The 15687-nt window shown below is 67.8% G+C and carries 13 protein-coding genes; 11 read left to right on the top strand and 2 right to left on the bottom strand.

Going from position 1 to position 15687, the window contains the following annotated elements:
• Positions 1-109: 109 nt before the first annotated feature.
• From A9974_RS22290 to A9974_RS22245, 10 genes are all read left to right on the top strand, one after another.
• Entirely contained in the window at positions 110-994 is an 885-nt protein-coding gene (locus tag A9974_RS22290) for a LysR family transcriptional regulator (protein WP_183006342.1), read from the top strand.
• A 183-nt stretch (positions 995-1177) separates the two neighbouring features.
• Positions 1178-1690, top strand: coding sequence for a PaaI family thioesterase (locus A9974_RS22285; RefSeq protein ID WP_183006341.1), 513 nt, complete (start codon positions 1178-1180; stop codon positions 1688-1690).
• A 111-nt stretch (positions 1691-1801) separates the two neighbouring features.
• Positions 1802-3265 carry an amidase gene (locus tag A9974_RS22280; RefSeq protein ID WP_183006340.1) on the top strand — a complete coding sequence of 488 codons (1464 nt, stop codon included), beginning with the start codon at positions 1802-1804 and terminating at the stop codon, positions 3263-3265.
• Positions 3266-3520: 255 nt separating this feature from the next.
• Positions 3521-5140 carry a methyl-accepting chemotaxis protein gene (locus A9974_RS22275; RefSeq protein WP_183006339.1) on the top strand — a complete coding sequence of 540 codons (1620 nt, stop codon included), beginning with the start codon at positions 3521-3523 and terminating at the stop codon, positions 5138-5140.
• 7 nt (positions 5141-5147) lie between these two features.
• Positions 5148-5687, top strand: a complete 540-nt coding sequence (locus A9974_RS22270; RefSeq protein WP_183006338.1) for a chemotaxis protein CheW — start codon at positions 5148-5150, stop codon at positions 5685-5687.
• Positions 5684-7063 carry a CheR family methyltransferase gene (locus A9974_RS22265; protein WP_183006337.1) on the top strand — a complete coding sequence of 460 codons (1380 nt, stop codon included), beginning with the start codon at positions 5684-5686 and terminating at the stop codon, positions 7061-7063. Before A9974_RS22270 ends, A9974_RS22265 begins: the two co-directional genes overlap by 4 nt.
• On the top strand, positions 7056-7736 hold the full coding sequence (locus A9974_RS22260; protein ID WP_183006336.1) for a chemotaxis protein CheW: 681 nt from the start codon (positions 7056-7058) through the stop codon (positions 7734-7736). The genes A9974_RS22265 and A9974_RS22260 overlap by 8 nt, the downstream gene beginning before the upstream one ends.
• Positions 7733-9994: a hybrid sensor histidine kinase/response regulator gene (locus A9974_RS22255; RefSeq protein WP_183006335.1), complete on the top strand. Its 2262-nt coding sequence runs from the start codon at positions 7733-7735 to the stop codon at positions 9992-9994. The genes A9974_RS22260 and A9974_RS22255 overlap by 4 nt, the downstream gene beginning before the upstream one ends.
• Positions 9991-11007, top strand: a complete 1017-nt coding sequence (locus A9974_RS22250; RefSeq protein WP_183006334.1) for a chemotaxis response regulator protein-glutamate methylesterase — start codon at positions 9991-9993, stop codon at positions 11005-11007. The genes A9974_RS22255 and A9974_RS22250 overlap by 4 nt, the downstream gene beginning before the upstream one ends.
• Positions 11008-11043: 36 nt before the next feature.
• Complete coding sequence (locus A9974_RS22245) at positions 11044-12057, top strand: PleD family two-component system response regulator (protein ID WP_183006333.1); 1014 nt, start codon at positions 11044-11046, stop codon at positions 12055-12057.
• 62 nt (positions 12058-12119) lie between these two features.
• Here the strand turns inward: A9974_RS22245 and A9974_RS22240 are convergent, their stop codons facing one another.
• Positions 12120-12599, bottom strand: coding sequence for an Lrp/AsnC family transcriptional regulator (locus tag A9974_RS22240; RefSeq protein WP_183006332.1), 480 nt, complete (start codon positions 12597-12599; stop codon positions 12120-12122).
• Between the two features lie 178 nt (positions 12600-12777).
• On the opposite strand from A9974_RS22240, the gene A9974_RS22235 reads away from it, so the two are divergent.
• Complete coding sequence (locus tag A9974_RS22235) at positions 12778-14070, top strand: cystathionine gamma-synthase family protein (RefSeq protein WP_183006331.1); 1293 nt, start codon at positions 12778-12780, stop codon at positions 14068-14070.
• A 30-nt stretch (positions 14071-14100) separates the two neighbouring features.
• On the opposite strand, the gene A9974_RS22230 is transcribed toward A9974_RS22235, so the two are convergent.
• Entirely contained in the window at positions 14101-15645 is a 1545-nt protein-coding gene (locus A9974_RS22230) for an MFS transporter (protein WP_183006330.1), read from the bottom strand.
• Positions 15646-15687: the final 42 nt, after the last annotated feature.

Genomic DNA, 15687 nt, shown 5'->3' with positions numbered 1-15687 from the left:
TGCAGTGCCCGCAGAATAGGCAAGCGCCGATAAAAGAAAAATAGGCTAGGATTCCGAATATTCCGGACATGAATGTCCGCATTGAAATCGATGGGGAAAAGGCCGGAACATGGACAGCCTGAGCGGTATCGGCGTCTTCGTGCTGGTGGCGGACACGCGCAGCTTCGCCGAGGCGGGGCGCGTGATGGGCGTGTCGCCGTCGGCGGTTGGCAAGAGCGTGGCGCGGATGGAAGCGCGCCTGAAGGTGCGGCTGTTTCACCGCAGCACGCGCCACATCGCCTTGACGCCGGAAGGCGAGAAATTCCTGGAGCGCTGCCGCCGCATCCTGTGCGAGGTCGAGGCGGCTGAACTGGAGTTGTCCGAAGCCAGCGGCACGCCCAGCGGCCGGCTGCGGGTCAGCTTGCCGCGTTACAGCGGGCTGTTCGAGCCGGCGCTGGCCAGTTTCATGAAGCGGTACCCGCAGGTGGAGCTGGACCTGGATTTCACCGATCGCATGGTCGACGTGATCGGCGAAGGCTACGACGCCGTGGTGCGGACCGGCGAGATGGACGATTCCGGTCTGAAGCGCCGCCGCCTGGGGCCGTTTCGCCGCATCCTGGCCGCGTCGCCCGACTATCTGGCGCAACACGGCACGCCGCGGCGCGCCAGCGATCTGCTGCGCCACTGCTGCCTGCACTACCGCTATCCCAGCACCGGCAAGCTGGAGAAATGGCCCCTGAAGACCGGGCCCGACGCGCAGACCCCTGAGTTGCCGCTGACCCTGGTGTGCAACAGCGTCGAGATGCGGATCTTCCTGGCGCTGAGCGGGCTGGGCATCGTGTGCCTGCCGGATTTCACGATTCGCGACGAGTTGGCCTCGGGCCGGCTGCAATCCGTGATGGACGAGCGCACCCGCGGCAACGGCACGATGTGGGCGCTATGGCCAGCCAGCCGGCACCCGTCGCCCAAGCTGCGTGTGTTCGTGGATCATCTGGCGCAGCACCTGTTCGAGTAGGGCTGGGCGCGCGAAAATCTGGGCGCTTGCCGTGGCTGCGCCGCGGCGCAGACCTGGCGGCGCATTTGCTATATGATGTTCGTCATATTCAGATCTTAACCCGCCTTCGTGGCCGGGTATGGCTTCTCGAGGGCCCGGCCGCCTTGGTTCTCGCTATCGCCTTTCGTTCCTGGAGCACACCGCATGACTGCATCGTCGAATCCGGCGGGCGGCACGTCCGCCGCCCCGCAACGCGAACCCAGTCTGGTCGATCAGACCGGCGCCGGCCTGAGCGGCCTGGAGCAATTGCGCGCCTTGTTGGCCTCGGGCCGCAAGCCCGGCATCCTGGTGTCGCTGGACTTTGATTTCGTCGAGGCCGAGGAAGGCTTGGCGGTGTTTGCCGGCACGCCCGGCCCGCACGCCTACAACCCCATCGGCACGGTGCACGGCGGCTATGCCGCCACCTTGCTGGATTCGGCCTGCGGCTGCGCGGTGCATTCGCGCCTGTCGGCCGAGCAGGCCTACACCACGCTGGAACTGAAGGTGGCCTATCACAAGGCCATCACGCGCCACAGCGGCCTGCTGCGGGCCGAGGGCAGGGTGCTGTCGTTCGGCCAGCGGGTGGCATACGCCGAAGCCAAGTTGACCGACGCGCAGGGCCGCCTGCTGGCCTCGGCCACGTCGACGCTGCTGGTATTTGCGCGTCCGTCCGTCTGATTCCGCGGGTGTCTTGCCCGGCCGGCATTTCCGGGAGGTTCCTCGCCGGGTTCTCAAGGGCCCGGGTTGCGGCGTAGTATCGTCGCCGTACAAAGAGGAGACCACAACACCATGAACGCAGCCACGCCGGCGGCCTCGGGCCGCCTGAACGATATCGTCGCCATGCCCGCCCATGCGCTGTCGGACGCGATCCGCCAGCGCCGGGTTTCCTGCCGCGAAGTCATGACGGCCTATCTGCAGCATATCGACGAGGTCAATCCGCGCCTGAACGCCATCGTGGCCCGGCGCGATGCGCAAGACCTGCTGCGCGAGGCCGACGAGCGCGACGCGCAGCTGGCGGCGGGGCAATGGCTGGGCTGGTTTCACGGCATGCCGCAAGCGCCCAAGGACCTGACCGCGGTGCGCGGCATGGTCACGTCGATGGGGTCGCTGGTCTACAAGGACCAGGTGACCCAGCACGACTCGATCCTGGTGGAACGCATGCGCGCGGCCGGAGCCATTTTCATCGGCCGCACCAATGTGCCGGAATTCGGCCTGGGCTCGCATACCTACAACAAGGTCTACGGCACGACCCGCAACCCCTACGACACCACCAAGACCGCGGGCGGCAGCAGCGGCGGCGCGGCGGCGGCGTTGGCCGCGCGCCTGTTGCCCGTGGCCGACGGCAGCGACTTCGGCGGCTCGCTGCGCAATCCGGCGGCGTTCTGCAACGTGTATGGCATGCGTCCCTCGGCCGGACGGGTGCCGTTCGGGCCGTCCAACGAGGTCTTCCTCAAGCAGCTGTCCTATGAGGGCCCCATGGGGCGCACGCCGCGCGACGTGGCGCGGATGCTGTCCGTGATCGCCGGGCCCGATGCGCGCGTGCCGCTGTCGCTGGGCGACGATCCGGCCGTGTTCGCGCAGCCGCTGGACGCCGATATGCGCGGCAAGCGCATCGGTTGGCTGGCCGACTGGAATGGCTACCTGCCGATGGAGCCGGGCATCCTGGAACTGTGCGAGCAGGCGCTGACGGACCTGGGCGCGGCCGGCTGCCAGGTCGACGCCTACCGCGTGCCGTTCGACCCCGCGCAGCTGTGGCGCATCTGGCTGGCGCACCGCCACCTGCTGGTGGGCGGGCAGTTGCACGGCCTGGTCAGTAACCCCGAGACCCGCAAGCTGGTCAAGCCGGCCGTCATCTGGGAAGTCGAAGGCATGGACGGCATGACCGCGCACCAGGTGTTCCAGGCCACCGAAGCACGCAGCGCCTGGTACCAGAGGGTGCTGGCGATGTTCCAGGACGTGGATTTCCTGGCCGTGCCCACCGCGCAGGTGTTCCCGTTCGACGCCGAGCTTGACTGGCCAAAGGCCATCGCCGGACGCGCCATGGATACTTACCATCGCTGGATGGAAACCGTCACGCCCTGGACGCTGGCCGGCTGCCCGGTGATCAGCGTGCCGGTGGGGTTCGGCGCGGCGGGGCTGCCCATGGGCATGCAGCTGATCGGTCCGCCGCGCGGCGACCTGGCGGTGCTGCAACTGGCTCACGCCTATGAACAGGTGCGCGACTGGGTGGGGCAGCGTCCGCCGCAGTTTTAGGGATATTCGGTACGCGTTGTCACAGTAAAAGACAAGCCCTTGTAAGAGGGCTTTGCTTTTTTCCGACGAACCGCGCCAAGATGGCGGGGTTTCCCCTGTTTTTTCATAGCTGATAGGCTGCGCCTTTGCAATAATTGTTGATCATTTAGACATCCCGTCATGAATGGGTGGCAAGCGCGCGGAAAATACGCGCCGGAAACCTCGACCGTGCCGATCCGGGCGCTGGCGAGCCGACACAGCACAAAGGTCCCCGGTATGAAGAATCTGACACTCCGCGAGCGCATCATCGCCAGCTTCCTGGTCATCCTGGCCATCATGGCGCTGATGGTGGTGGTCGATTACCAGCGGCTGTTGCAGGTCGAGGCCGAGGCCAAATCGATCAATACGGACGCCGTGCCGGGCATCTACTACAGCACCTCAATCCGTTCGTCGTGGTTCGCGGGCTTCGTGGTGGTGCAGGACGCCTTCAATAGCGACACCGAGCAGGAGCGCCTGGCCGGTCTGGCCGCGCTGCCCAAGAACGACCAGCAGTTGCGCGAGGACATCGAGCAGTACCGCCGCACCGTGGTGCGTGGCGACGATCAGCGCATGTTCGACGACTTCGAGAAGGCGCTGCAGGTCTACATGCGCATCCGCGGCGAGATACTGGATCCCTCGATGGGACCGAATCCGGCGCGGGCGCAAGTCAAGATCAAGTCCGACCTGCGTCCGGCGTTTTATGCCGGCCGCGACGTGCTGGCAAAGATGGTGGCGGCCAACAAGGTGCAGGCCGACGAATCGGCCATCAGCATCCAGAAGGCGGTGGACAAGGCCGAGGTCGGCATGCTGGTGTCGCTGGGGCTGGCGATCGTCGCCGCCATCATCTGCGGCTTCTTGCTGCTGCGCGCCATCGTCAAACCCATGAGCGCCATCGTGAAAACGCTGGAAGCCACCGGCAGCGGCGACCTGACGCGCCGCCTGACGCTGGCGCGCAAGGACGAGTTCAACGCCATCGAAGGGGGCTTTAACGGCATGGTGGACGAGCTGACCGGCCTGGTGGGCAAGACCCAGCGCTCGGCCGTGCAGGTGGCCACCTCGGTGACCGAGATCGCGGCCACGTCCAAGCAGCAGCAGGCCACGGCATCTGAAGTGGCCGCCACCACCACCGAGATCGGCGCGACCTCGCGCGAAATCTCGGCCACTTCGCGCGAACTGGTGCGCACCATGACGGAAGTGTCCAGTGCCGCCGAACAGACGGCCTCGCTGGCGGGCAGCGGCCAGGTCGGCTTGGCGCGCATGGAGGACACCATGCGCAACGTGGTCGGCGCGGCCGGCTCGGTCAACGCCAAGCTGGCCATCCTGAACGAAAAGGCCGGCAACATCACCCAGGTGGTCACGACCATCACCAAGGTCGCCGACCAGACCAATCTGCTGTCGCTGAACGCCGCGATCGAAGCCGAGAAGGCCGGCGAGTACGGCCGCGGCTTCGTGGTGGTGGCGACCGAGATCCGGCGCCTGGCCGACCAGACCGCCGTGGCCACCTACGACATCGAGCAGATGGTGCGCGAGATCCAGTCGTCGGTGTCGGCCGGTGTGATGGGCATGGACAAGTTCTCGGAAGAGGTGCGCCGCGGCATGGCCGACATGCAGCAGGTGGGCGACCAGCTGTCGCAGATCATCCAGCAGGTGCAGACGTTGGCGCCGCGCGTGCAGATGGTCAACGAAGGCATGCAGGCGCAGGCGACCGGCGCCGAACAGATCAACCAGGCGCTGCAGCAACTGAGCGACGCGGCCCAGCAGACGGTGGAATCGCTGCGCCAGTCGAGCCTGGCGATCGAAGAGCTGACGCTGGTGGCCAACGACCTGCGCAGCGGCGTGTCGCGCTTCAAGGTCTGACGCGGCCATGGCCGAGCTTGCCTCCATTCCGCCCGCCGCGGCCGGTCAAGCCGCCGCCCGGCGCCGGCTGTACCTGCTGTTTCGCATCGGGCCGGACCGCTATGCGCTGGACGCCGGCGACGTGGTCGAGGTGCTGGGCATGCGCGGATTCAAGCAGGTGCCGGGCACGCCGCCTTGGGTGGCCGGCATGTTCGATTGCCGCGGCGTGGCCGTGCCGGCTATCGACCTGAGCGCGCTGGCCGGCGCGGGCGCCGCGGCAATGGTGACCAGTACCCGGCTGGCGCTGGTGCGCTACCGACCGGATGGCCAGGCGCAGGCGCGTCTGCTGGGCCTGATCCTGGAGCAGGCCACCGAGACCGTTCACTATGATCCGGCCGCGTTCCAGCCCGTGGGGCTGGACACCCCGGCCGCGCGTTACCTGGGGCCGGTGCTGAGCGATACGCGCGGGATGGTGCAGGCCGTCAATGTGCCGGATCTGCTGCCCGAGCCCGTGCGCGCGCTGCTGTTCCCCATCGAACCGGCGCAACCGCCAGGAGCCCGGCCATGATGCTGGTGGATGACTTCAGCGCGGTGCTCAAGCGCAAGATGGGGCTGGACAGCGGCTCGATCGGCAAGGCTGCCGTCGAACGCGCGGTGCGTCACCGCATGCAGGCGGTGGACCTGGACGACGAGCAGGAGTATCTGATGCGGGTGCAGACTTCGCCCGCCGAAATGCAGCAGCTGATCGAAGCCGTGATCGTGCCGGAGACCTGGTTCTTCCGCTATCCGGAGTCGCAGGCCGCCATGGCGGCGCTGGCGCGTGAACGTCTGTTCGGGACGGGCGGCGTCAGCGGACCGGGCAGGGCGGCCACGGAAGGCCTGGCCGCGCCGGACACCGCCGCGCGCATGCTGCGCGTGCTGAGCGTGCCCTGTTCGAGCGGCGAAGAACCTTATTCCATCGCGATGGCCTTGCTGGACGCGGGCGTGCCGGCATCGCGTTTCCAGATCGACGCGGTGGACATCAGCGAGCGCATGGTCGAATTTGCCCGTCGCGCCTGCTACGGCCGCAATTCGTTCCGCGGCGACGATCTGACGTACCGCGACCGCTATTTCACGGAAACCGCCAACGGCCACCAGCTGTCCAGCCAGGTGACGGCCCGCGTGCACTTCCTGGCGGGCAATCTGTTCGATGCGCATCTGCTGCAGAACACGGTGCCATACGACTTCGTGTTCTGCCGCAATCTGCTGATCTATTTCGACGCGGCCACGCAGGAACGCGCCGTGGGCGTGCTGCGGCGCTTCACGCGCCGCGACGGCATTTTGTTCGTCGGGCCGGCCGAGACCAGCCTGATGACCGGCCGTCGCCTGCCTGCGGTGCCGATGGCGCGCGCCTTCGCGTTCCGCGCCGAGCCGGCGGCCGCGCCGGTCGAAAGCGCTGCCCCGGCGGCGTTGGCCTGGACGCCGCCGCCCGCGCCGCGTCCCGTCACCCGCGCGCAGGGGCATGCGCCGGCCCGCGAGACGGCTGCCGTTGCGGCGGGAAGCCATTGGCAAGCCACGGCGCCGCTGGGAGCCGCGTCCGCGCAGACCCCGGCCGCGGATCAACGGCAGCCGTCCGCGGCCGGCAGCCAGAGCGTGGATGCGTCGTTGCGCGAGATCGCCGTGCTGGCCGACCAGGGCCGGGTGCCGGATGCCATGGCCCAATGCCGCGCCCACCTGGAGCGCCACGGCGCCAGCGCCGAAGCGCTGTATCTGCTGGGCCTGTTGCAGGACGCCGAAGGCGACGCGCGCCAGGCCCAGGCCGCCTACCGCAAGGCGCTGTACCTGGACCCGACCCATCGCGAAGCGCTGCTGCACCTGGCCGCGCTGATCGCGTCCGACGGCGACCAGGAAGGCGCCCGCCGTTTGCAGGCGCGCGCCGCGCGCCAGGAGGCCCGCCGTGAGTGACGTTTTGGCGCGGTTATCCGAAGTGGACGATTGCTGGAACCGCATCGGCATCCGCGGCGACAAGCGCTGCGAGCGCCTGCCCGAGCACGTGCATTGCCGCAATTGCCCGGTGTACGCGGCGGCGGCCAAGCGCATTCTGGACCGCCTGCCGCCGCAGGCCGACACGCACGAGCACAGCGCCGCGGACACGGCCGCCGCCCAGGCGGCGCAAGCCCGGCTGTCGTCGCTGCTGGTGTTCCGCCTGCAAGGCGAATGGCTGGGCCTGCCGACCAAGGCGCTGGACGAAGTGGCCAGCACGCGCGCCATCCTGACGCTGCCGCACCGGCGCGATCCGGCGGTGCTGGGCGTGACCAACGTGCGCGGCACGCTGACGGTCTGTGTGTCGCTGGCGCGCCTGCTGGGGCTGGACACGATGGCGGCCGATACCGGGCGCGAGCGGCCCGCTGCCGCGCGCATGCTGATCTTCGGCGGGGCGGGGCGGGCGGTGGTGCTGCCGGTCGACGAGGTCGAAGGCATCCACTCGGTGGACCTGGACGCGCTGGAAGGCCTGCCGGCCACGGTGGCAGGCGCCAGCCTGAAATATTCGCGCGGCATGGCACGCTGCGGCGCCCGCAGCGTGGGCGTATTGGACGAGAATCTGTTGATGCAAGCCTTGGAACGGAGCCTGGCGTGAACCCGGACCAGATGCGCGACGCCTCGCTGCTGGAACTGTTCCAGCTGGAAACCCGCAATCAGGTGCAGGTGCTGAACAACGGCCTGTTGGCGCTGGAGCACGACCCCACGTCGGCGCCCCAGCTCGAGGCCTGCATGCGCGCCGCGCATTCGCTCAAGGGCGCCGCGCGCATTGTCGACCTGCACCCGGCGGTGCGCATCGCGCACGCCATGGAAGACTGCCTGGTGGCGGCGCAGGAAGGGCGGTTGCGCCTGCAGGCGGCTGACATCGACGCGCTGCTGCTGGGGGCTGACCTGCTGCAGCGGGTGGCCACGCCCGGCGTCGAGCTGGGCGAAGAAATCGACGACCTGGTGGCGCGCCTGTCCAACGCGCCCAATGCGCCGCCGGCCGCGCCGGTGGTCGAGCGTCCGCCCAAGCCCTCGGACTTCCTGCCGCCGCTGCAACGGCCCGGCGATCCGCCACCGCCGCCACCGCCCGCGCGTCGCGTGTCGGACCAAAGCCTGGGCGAAGGCGAACGGGTGCTGCGGGTCACGGCCGATACGCTCAACAAGCTGTTGGGCCTGTCCAGCGAAACCCTGGTGGAGTCGCACTGGATCGCGCCTTTCAGCGCGTCCATGCTACGCCTGCGGCGGCTGCAATCGGGCGCCAGCCAGGCGCTGGACAGCCTGCGGGCGTCGCTGGCCGAGACGCACGTGGACGCCCGCAGCCAGGCGGCGCTGGATGACGCGCAGCGTATCGTCGAAGCCTGCCAGCAGGAACTGACACAACGCGCCAGCGAGGTCGATGAATTCGGCTGGCGTATGGGCCACCTGGCGCAACGCCTGTACGACACGGCGCTGACCTGCCGCATGCGGCCTTTTGGCGACGGCGTGGGCGGCATGGCGCGCATGGTGCGCGACCTGGGCCGCTCGCTGGGCAAGCAGGTGCGGCTGGAAATCGATGGCGACACCACGCAGGTCGACCGCGACATCCTGGACAAGCTGGACGCGCCGCTGATGCATCTGTTGCGCAACGCGGTGGATCACGGTATCGAAATGCCGATGGACCGCCTGGAAGCCGGCAAGCCGCCCGAGGGCTTGATCCGGCTCTCGGCGCGCCACGCCGCCGGCATGCTGCTGATCGAACTGAGCGACGACGGCGGCGGCATCTCGCTGGACCGTCTGCGGGTCGAAGTCGTGCAGCGCAAGCTGACCAACGCGGAAACCGCCGCGCGCCTGAGCGAGGCCGAGCTCCTGGAATTCCTGTTCCTGTCTGGCTTCAGCACGCGCGGGGAAGTCACCGAGATATCCGGCCGCGGCGTCGGGCTGGACGTGGTGCAGACCATGGTGCGCCAGCTGCGCGGCGCCGTGCGTATCCACCAACAGACGGGACAGGGCACGCGCTTTGTGCTGGAAATGCCGCTGTCGCTGTCGGTGGTGCGCAGCCTGCTGGTCGAGGTGCAGGGCGAGATCTACGCGTTTCCGCTGGCCTATGTCAGCCATGCGCTGCAAGTGCGGGCGCAGGACATCGAACAACTGGAAGGGCATCAGCACTTCCGCTTCATGGACCGGCAGATCGGCCTGGTGTCGGCGCGCCAGATCCTGCGGTCCGGCGAGCCGGCGCCCGCCGCCGAGACCCTGTCCGTGGTGGTGGTGGGCGACCACGACAAGCTCTACGGCATCGCCGTGGACCGCTACGTGGGCGAGCGCACGCTGGTGGTGCAGCCGCTGGACCCGCGCCTGGGCAAGGTGCAGGACGTCATGGCCGGCTCGCTGATGGACGACGGCACGCCGTTGCTGATCCTGGACGTCGAAGACATGCTGCTGTCGGTGCAGAAACTGGTCGAAGGCGGGCGGCTGACCCGCGTGGACGGTGGCGGTCCGGTGGCGCAGGCGCGCCGCCGCAAGCGCGTGCTGGTGGTGGACGATTCGTTGACCGTGCGCGAACTGGAGCGCAAGCTGCTGCTGAACCGCGGCTTTGACGTGGCGGTGGCGGTGGACGGCATGGACGGCTGGAACATGCTGCGCAACGAATCCTTCGACCTGGTGGTGACCGACGTGGACATGCCGCGCATGGATGGTATCGAGCTGGTGTCGCGGATCAAGGCCGATCCCAAGTTGCAAAGCCTGCCGGTGATGGTAGTGTCTTACAAAGATCGCGAAGAGGACAGGCGGCGCGGGCTGGATGCCGGCGCCGACTACTACCTCGCCAAGGGCAGCTTCCACGACGACGCCCTGCTGGACGCCGTCGAAGACCTGATTGGAAAGGCGCGAACGTGAGAATCGGCATCGTCAACGATCTGCAGATGGCGGTCGAAACCCTAAGGCGCGTCATCGCGCTCGAACCGGGGCTGGAGGTCGCCTGGGTGGCCTCCAACGGCCAGGAGGCCCTGGAACAATGCGTGCTGGACCGCCCCGACGTGGTGTTGATGGACATGGTCATGCCCGTCATGGACGGCGTCGAGGCCACTCGCCGCATCATGGCCGAAGCCCCCTGCGCCATCGTGGTGGTCACCGTGGACGTGGCGCGCCACACGACCCGGGTGTTCGACGCCATGGGCTATGGGGCGCTCGACGCGGTGGATACCCCGGTGGTGGGCAGCGCCGACCTGCGCACGGCGGCCGCGCCGCTGCTGCGCAAGATCCGCAATATCGGCTGGCTGATCGGCCGCTACGGCAACAACCGCACGGCGTTGTCGCCGGTGCCCCGCAGCACGGCGCAGCCCAGCCCGTCGCAGGGCCTGCTGGTGATCGGCGCGTCTGCCGGCGGCCCGGCCACGCTGGCCCAGTTGCTGCATGACCTGCCGGTGACTTTCCCGGCCGGTATCGTGCTGGTGCAACACGTGGATGCCTCGTTCGCCGCCGGCATGGCCGACTGGCTCAATGACCAGGTGGCGCTGCCCGTGCGGCTGGTGCGCGAAGGCGAACGGCCGGCGCCGGGCCAGGTGCTGCTGGCCGGCACGGACGACCATTTGCACCTGGTGGCGGATGGTACGCTGCGGTACACCGAGAATCCCAAGGAAAGCCTGTACCGTCCCTCTATTGACGTTTTTTTTCATAGCGTCGCGCAGCATTGGCGCGGGCTGACGGTGGGCGTGCTGCTGACCGGCATGGGGCAGGACGGGGCGCGCGGCTTGAGGGCGCTGCGCGAGCGGGGCTGCCTGACCATTGCCCAGGACCAGGCCACCAGCGCGGTCTATGGCATGCCCAAAGCCGCGGCGGCCTTGCAGGCTGCCGTCGAAATCCGCCCATTGGATAAGATTGCACCCCGTCTGATACAGGCTTTTGCCTGATGCGGCGGATACAGCGAGACATCAAGGAAAGACACTATGCACCCTCCCATTGACAGCCCTGCCTCGGCGGACCTGAATTCGCACGCGGCCATGGTATTGCTGGTCGACGATCAGGTGATGGTCGGCGAAGCCATCCGCAGGGCCCTGGCCACGGAGGGCAACATCGATTTCCATTACTGCTCGGATCCCTACAAGGCCCTGACCGTCGCCATCCAGACGCGGCCCACGGTGATCCTGCAGGACCTGGTGCTGCCGGGCGTGGACGGCCTGAGCCTGGTGCAGGAATACCGCGGCCATCCGGTCACGCGCGACATTCCCATCATCGTGCTGTCCACCAAGGAAGACCCGGCCATCAAGAGCGCCGCCTTCGCGGCCGGCGCCAACGATTACCTGGTCAAGCTGCCCGATTCGATCGAGCTGGTGGCGCGCATCCGTTACCACTCGCGCTCGTACCTGGCGATGGTGCAGCGCGACGAGGCCTACCAGGCGCTGCGCCAGAGCCAGCAGCAACTGCTGGAAAGCAATATGGAGCTGCGCCGCCTGACCAATTCAGATGGCCTGACGGGCCTGGGCAACCGCCGCTATTTCGACGAATACCTCAATGCCGAATGGCTGCGCGCGCGCCGCGATGGCCGCGAGATCAGCATGCTGATGATCGACGTGGACCATTTCAAGTCCTACAACGACACCTATGGGCACATTGCTGGCGACGAGGCGCTCAAGCGCGTGGCCAACACAATCTTCGCCAGCTGCGACCGGTCCACCGATCTGGCGGCGCGTTTTGGCGGCGAGGAATTCGCGCTGGTACTGCCGGGCACGCCGGCGGGCAGCGCCCGCCTGGCCGCCGAAAAGCTGCGCCGCGCGGTCGAAGCCATGCAGATTCCGCAGAAGGACGTGGGCGACGGGCCGTGGCTGACGGTCAGCGTGGGCACCGCCACCGCCATCCCGGTCACCGACCAGCCTTGCACCGACCTGATCCAGGTCGCCGACCGCGGGCTCTACCAGGCCAAGCGCCAGGGCCGCAACCGCGTGGTGCAAGGCGAAATGTAAGGAACAGGCGGGCGCCAGCAGCCGTGACGTCACCAGCTCGCGCGACGCCACTCGCCTAAACCCTACAGATGCAGCTTGGTCGACGACTTCACTTCGTGCATCGATAGCGTGCTGAGCAGTTCCTTGACGCCGGGCAAGGTGCGCAGCCGGTTGCGCACGAATTCGGAATAGGCGTCGAAGTCGCGCGCCACGATGTGCAGCAGGTAATCGTGCTGGCCGGTGGTGTTGTGGCAGGCCAGCACCTCGGGCATGGCGGCCACCGCGGCCTCGAACGCGTGGCAGGTTTTTTCGGTGTGGTTGTCCAGCGAGATGCTGACAAAGGCCACCACGCCCATGCCGAGCGCGCGGCGGTCCAGGATGGCCTGGTAGCCGCGGATGACGCCGGACGTCTCCAGGCGTTTCAAGCGTTTCCAGCAGGGCGAGGCCGACAGCGAGACACGCTCGGCCAGTTCGGCGTTGGACAGGCGGCCATCTTCTTGAAGGATTTTCATGATTTTCCAATCGATCGCGTCAAGTTGATGTAACAAGGCAGTGTCTTTCATGGTTTCGAGTCTATGGGAAACAATATTTCCCATTATCTGATTCCTGGAACAGAAATGGAAAGAATATTGGGGACCGGCAGGCTCATACTCGCTGCATTGCCCGGCGGCCGGCGCTATGGTGTATGAACCCGCGCACCGTCCGCCCGGCAGGCCGAATTCCACTAAAGCGAGGCACACCATGAGTTATTCCAGCTATCACAAGAAAGACATCTCCGGCCGTCCGCTGCATGCGGAAACGCAGATGATGTCGTACGGCTTCGATCCCTTCCTGTCCGAAGGCGCGGTCAAGCCGCCGGTGTTCCTGACGTCGACGTTCGCCTTCCGTTCGGCCGAAGACGGCGCCGAGTTCTTCGACCTGGTGTCGGGCCGCAAGCCGCTGCCGCAGGGCGAATCGGCTGGGCTGGTATACAGCCGCTTCAATCACCCCAACCTGGAAATCGTCGAAGACCGCCTGTCGCTGCTGGATGGTTCCGAGGACGCGGCAGTCACTTCCAGCGGCATGTCCGCGATCAGCGCGGTGTTCCTGGCGTTTCTGCGGCCCGGTGACCAGCTGGTGCAGTCCGTGCCGCTGTACGGCGGCACCGAGACCCTGATCGCCAAGATTTTTCCGGAATGGGGCATCGGCTCGCATCCGATCCACGACGGCCTGTCGGCGCAAAGCATGCGCGATGCGCTGGAAGCCGCCGCGGCCAAGGGGCCGGTGCGCTTGTTCTATGTGGAAACACCGGCCAATCCGACCAATGCGCTGATCGACTTCCAGGCCATGACCACCGAATTGGATGCCTTTGCCGCGCGCCACGGCTACCGCCCGATCTCGGTGTGCGACAACACGCTGCTGGGCCCGATTTTCCAGAAGCCGGCCGAGCACGGCGTGGACCTGTGCGTGTATTCGCTGACCAAGTACGTGGGCGGCCACAGCGACCTGGTGGCCGGCGCGGTCACGGGGTCCAAGGACCTGATCAAGAAGGTGCGCGCCATCCGCAGCGCCTTTGGCTCGCAGCTGGATCCGCATTCGTGCTGGATGATCACGCGGTCGATGGAAACCGTGGTGCTGCGCATGAAGCAGGCCGCGCGCAGCGCCACCAAGGTGGCGCAGTGGCTGGCCGGCAATCCGCACGAAAAAGTGCGGATATTCCACCCCGAGATGATCGCGGACGAGGCCTACCAGGCCGTCTACAAGCGCCAGTGCACCGGGCCGGGCTCGACCTTTGCGTTTGTGCTGGAAGGCGGCCGGCCCAAGGCGTTTCGCTTTATCAACGCGCTGCGCCTGTTCAAGTCGGCGGTCAGCCTGGGTGGCACTGAATCGCTGGTGTGCCATCCGGCGTCCACCACGCATTCGGGCGTGCCGGCCGCCGACCGTGACGCGGCCGGCGTGTCCGAGGGGCTGATCCGCATTTCCATCGGCCTGGAGCACGAGGAAGACCTGATCGCCGACATGGATCAGGCTTTTCGCACCGCCGCCATGAAGTAGGCCACGGCCAGCGCGGCCGGGGCCGGTGCGTCAGCCGGCCGTCGCGCCGCGCGTGCGGGAGCCGCCGCGCAGGCGGTTCAGCAGCACCAGGACAGCCGTGCCCAGCAGCATCAGGGCGGCCGTGGCGATGACCACGGCGTAACCCGAGTCGAAAGCGGCGCGGGCCAGTTGCGCCAACGAGGCGCCCAGGTCCGCGGGCAGGCCTTCGGCCACGATCAGGGCTTCGTCCAGGCTGTCACGCGCGGCGCTGGCGCCGGCCGCGGGCAGGCCCACCGGTACGTCCAGCGTGTGCGCATAGACGCCCGACAGGAGCGATCCCATCAGCGTCACGCCGAGCGCGCCGCCCAGCTCGTACGAGACCTCTTCGATGGATGCGGCCATGCCGGCGCGTTCCGGCGTGGCGCTTTGCATGATGGTGCTGGACGCGGCCGTCATGGTGGCGCCGATGCCCACGCCCAGCACGCACAGGCTGAGCATCTGCGGCAGCAGCGCGCCGTCGTAGCTGAACAGGTAGCCGGCCATGCCCGCGCCCGAGACCAGCAGCGACACGAACAGCATCCGCGCGCCGCTCACGCGCGACAGCAGCCAGCCCGCCAGCGGGCCGGCGATGAACGCGGCCAGCGGCAGCGGCAGGATGTACAGCGCCGCCTCGATCGGCGACATGCCCAGCACCAGTTGCAGGCGCTGGCTGAAGACCAGTTCCATGCCGAGCAGGGCCGCCGCCGCGAACAGCGCCGACGCCACGGCCGAGCTGAAGCTGCGGTTGCGGAAGATCGCGAAGTCGATCATCGGATAGGGCCGTGCGCGCTGGCGCCGCGCGAACACGGCGAGCGTGGCGGCGCCCGCGGCGCAGGCCAGCCCGGCGTGCAGCCACGAGGGCTGGGCGCGGCCCAGTTCCTTGAGCGCGTAGGCGGTCAGGATCAGGCCCGCCATCACCTGCAGCGAACCGGTCAGGTCCCAGGGACGCTGGCGGTCGGGTCGGCTGGCGGGGATGTAGCGGCGCGCGAGCGGTAGCGCCAGCAGCACGATGGGCAGGTTGATCAGGAACACCGAGCCCCACCAGAAATGCTCCAGCAGCACGCCGCCGATGACCGGCCCCAGCGCCGCGCCGCCCGAGGCCACCGAGGCCCAGACGCCGATGGCCACGGCGCGCTCGCGTTCATCCGCGAAGGTCAGGCGCAGGATCGACAGGGTGGCCGGCATCATCATGGCCGCGCCGATCGCCAACACCGCGCGGGCGGCGATCAGGGGGCCGGGGTTGGGCGAATAGGCTGCCGCCAGCGAGGCCGCGCCGAACACGGCCAGGCCCATCATGAACAGGCGCTTGTGGCCCAGGCGGTCGCCCAGCGTGCCCATGCCCAGCAGCAGGCCGGAAACGACCAGCGCATAGATGTTGACGATCCAGAGCTTGGACGAGGCCGTCACGCCCAGCTCGTGGGTGAGCCGGGGCAAGGCGGTGTACAGCACCGTCATGTCCACGACGATCAGCAATAGCGCGCTGGACACAATGGCCAGCACGAGCCAGCGGCCGGGGGCGGCCGGGGCGACAGCGTGTGAAAGATTCCGCGGCGTCATAGGGTTACTCCTGTAAGACTGGCATTATCTATCTGGATATGA

The sequence above is a fragment of the Achromobacter sp. UMC71 genome, from assembly GCF_014170305.1.
Taxonomy (GTDB): Bacteria; Pseudomonadota; Gammaproteobacteria; order Burkholderiales; family Burkholderiaceae_B; genus Achromobacter.
This window is presented reverse-complemented; position numbering and strand designations above follow the sequence as displayed.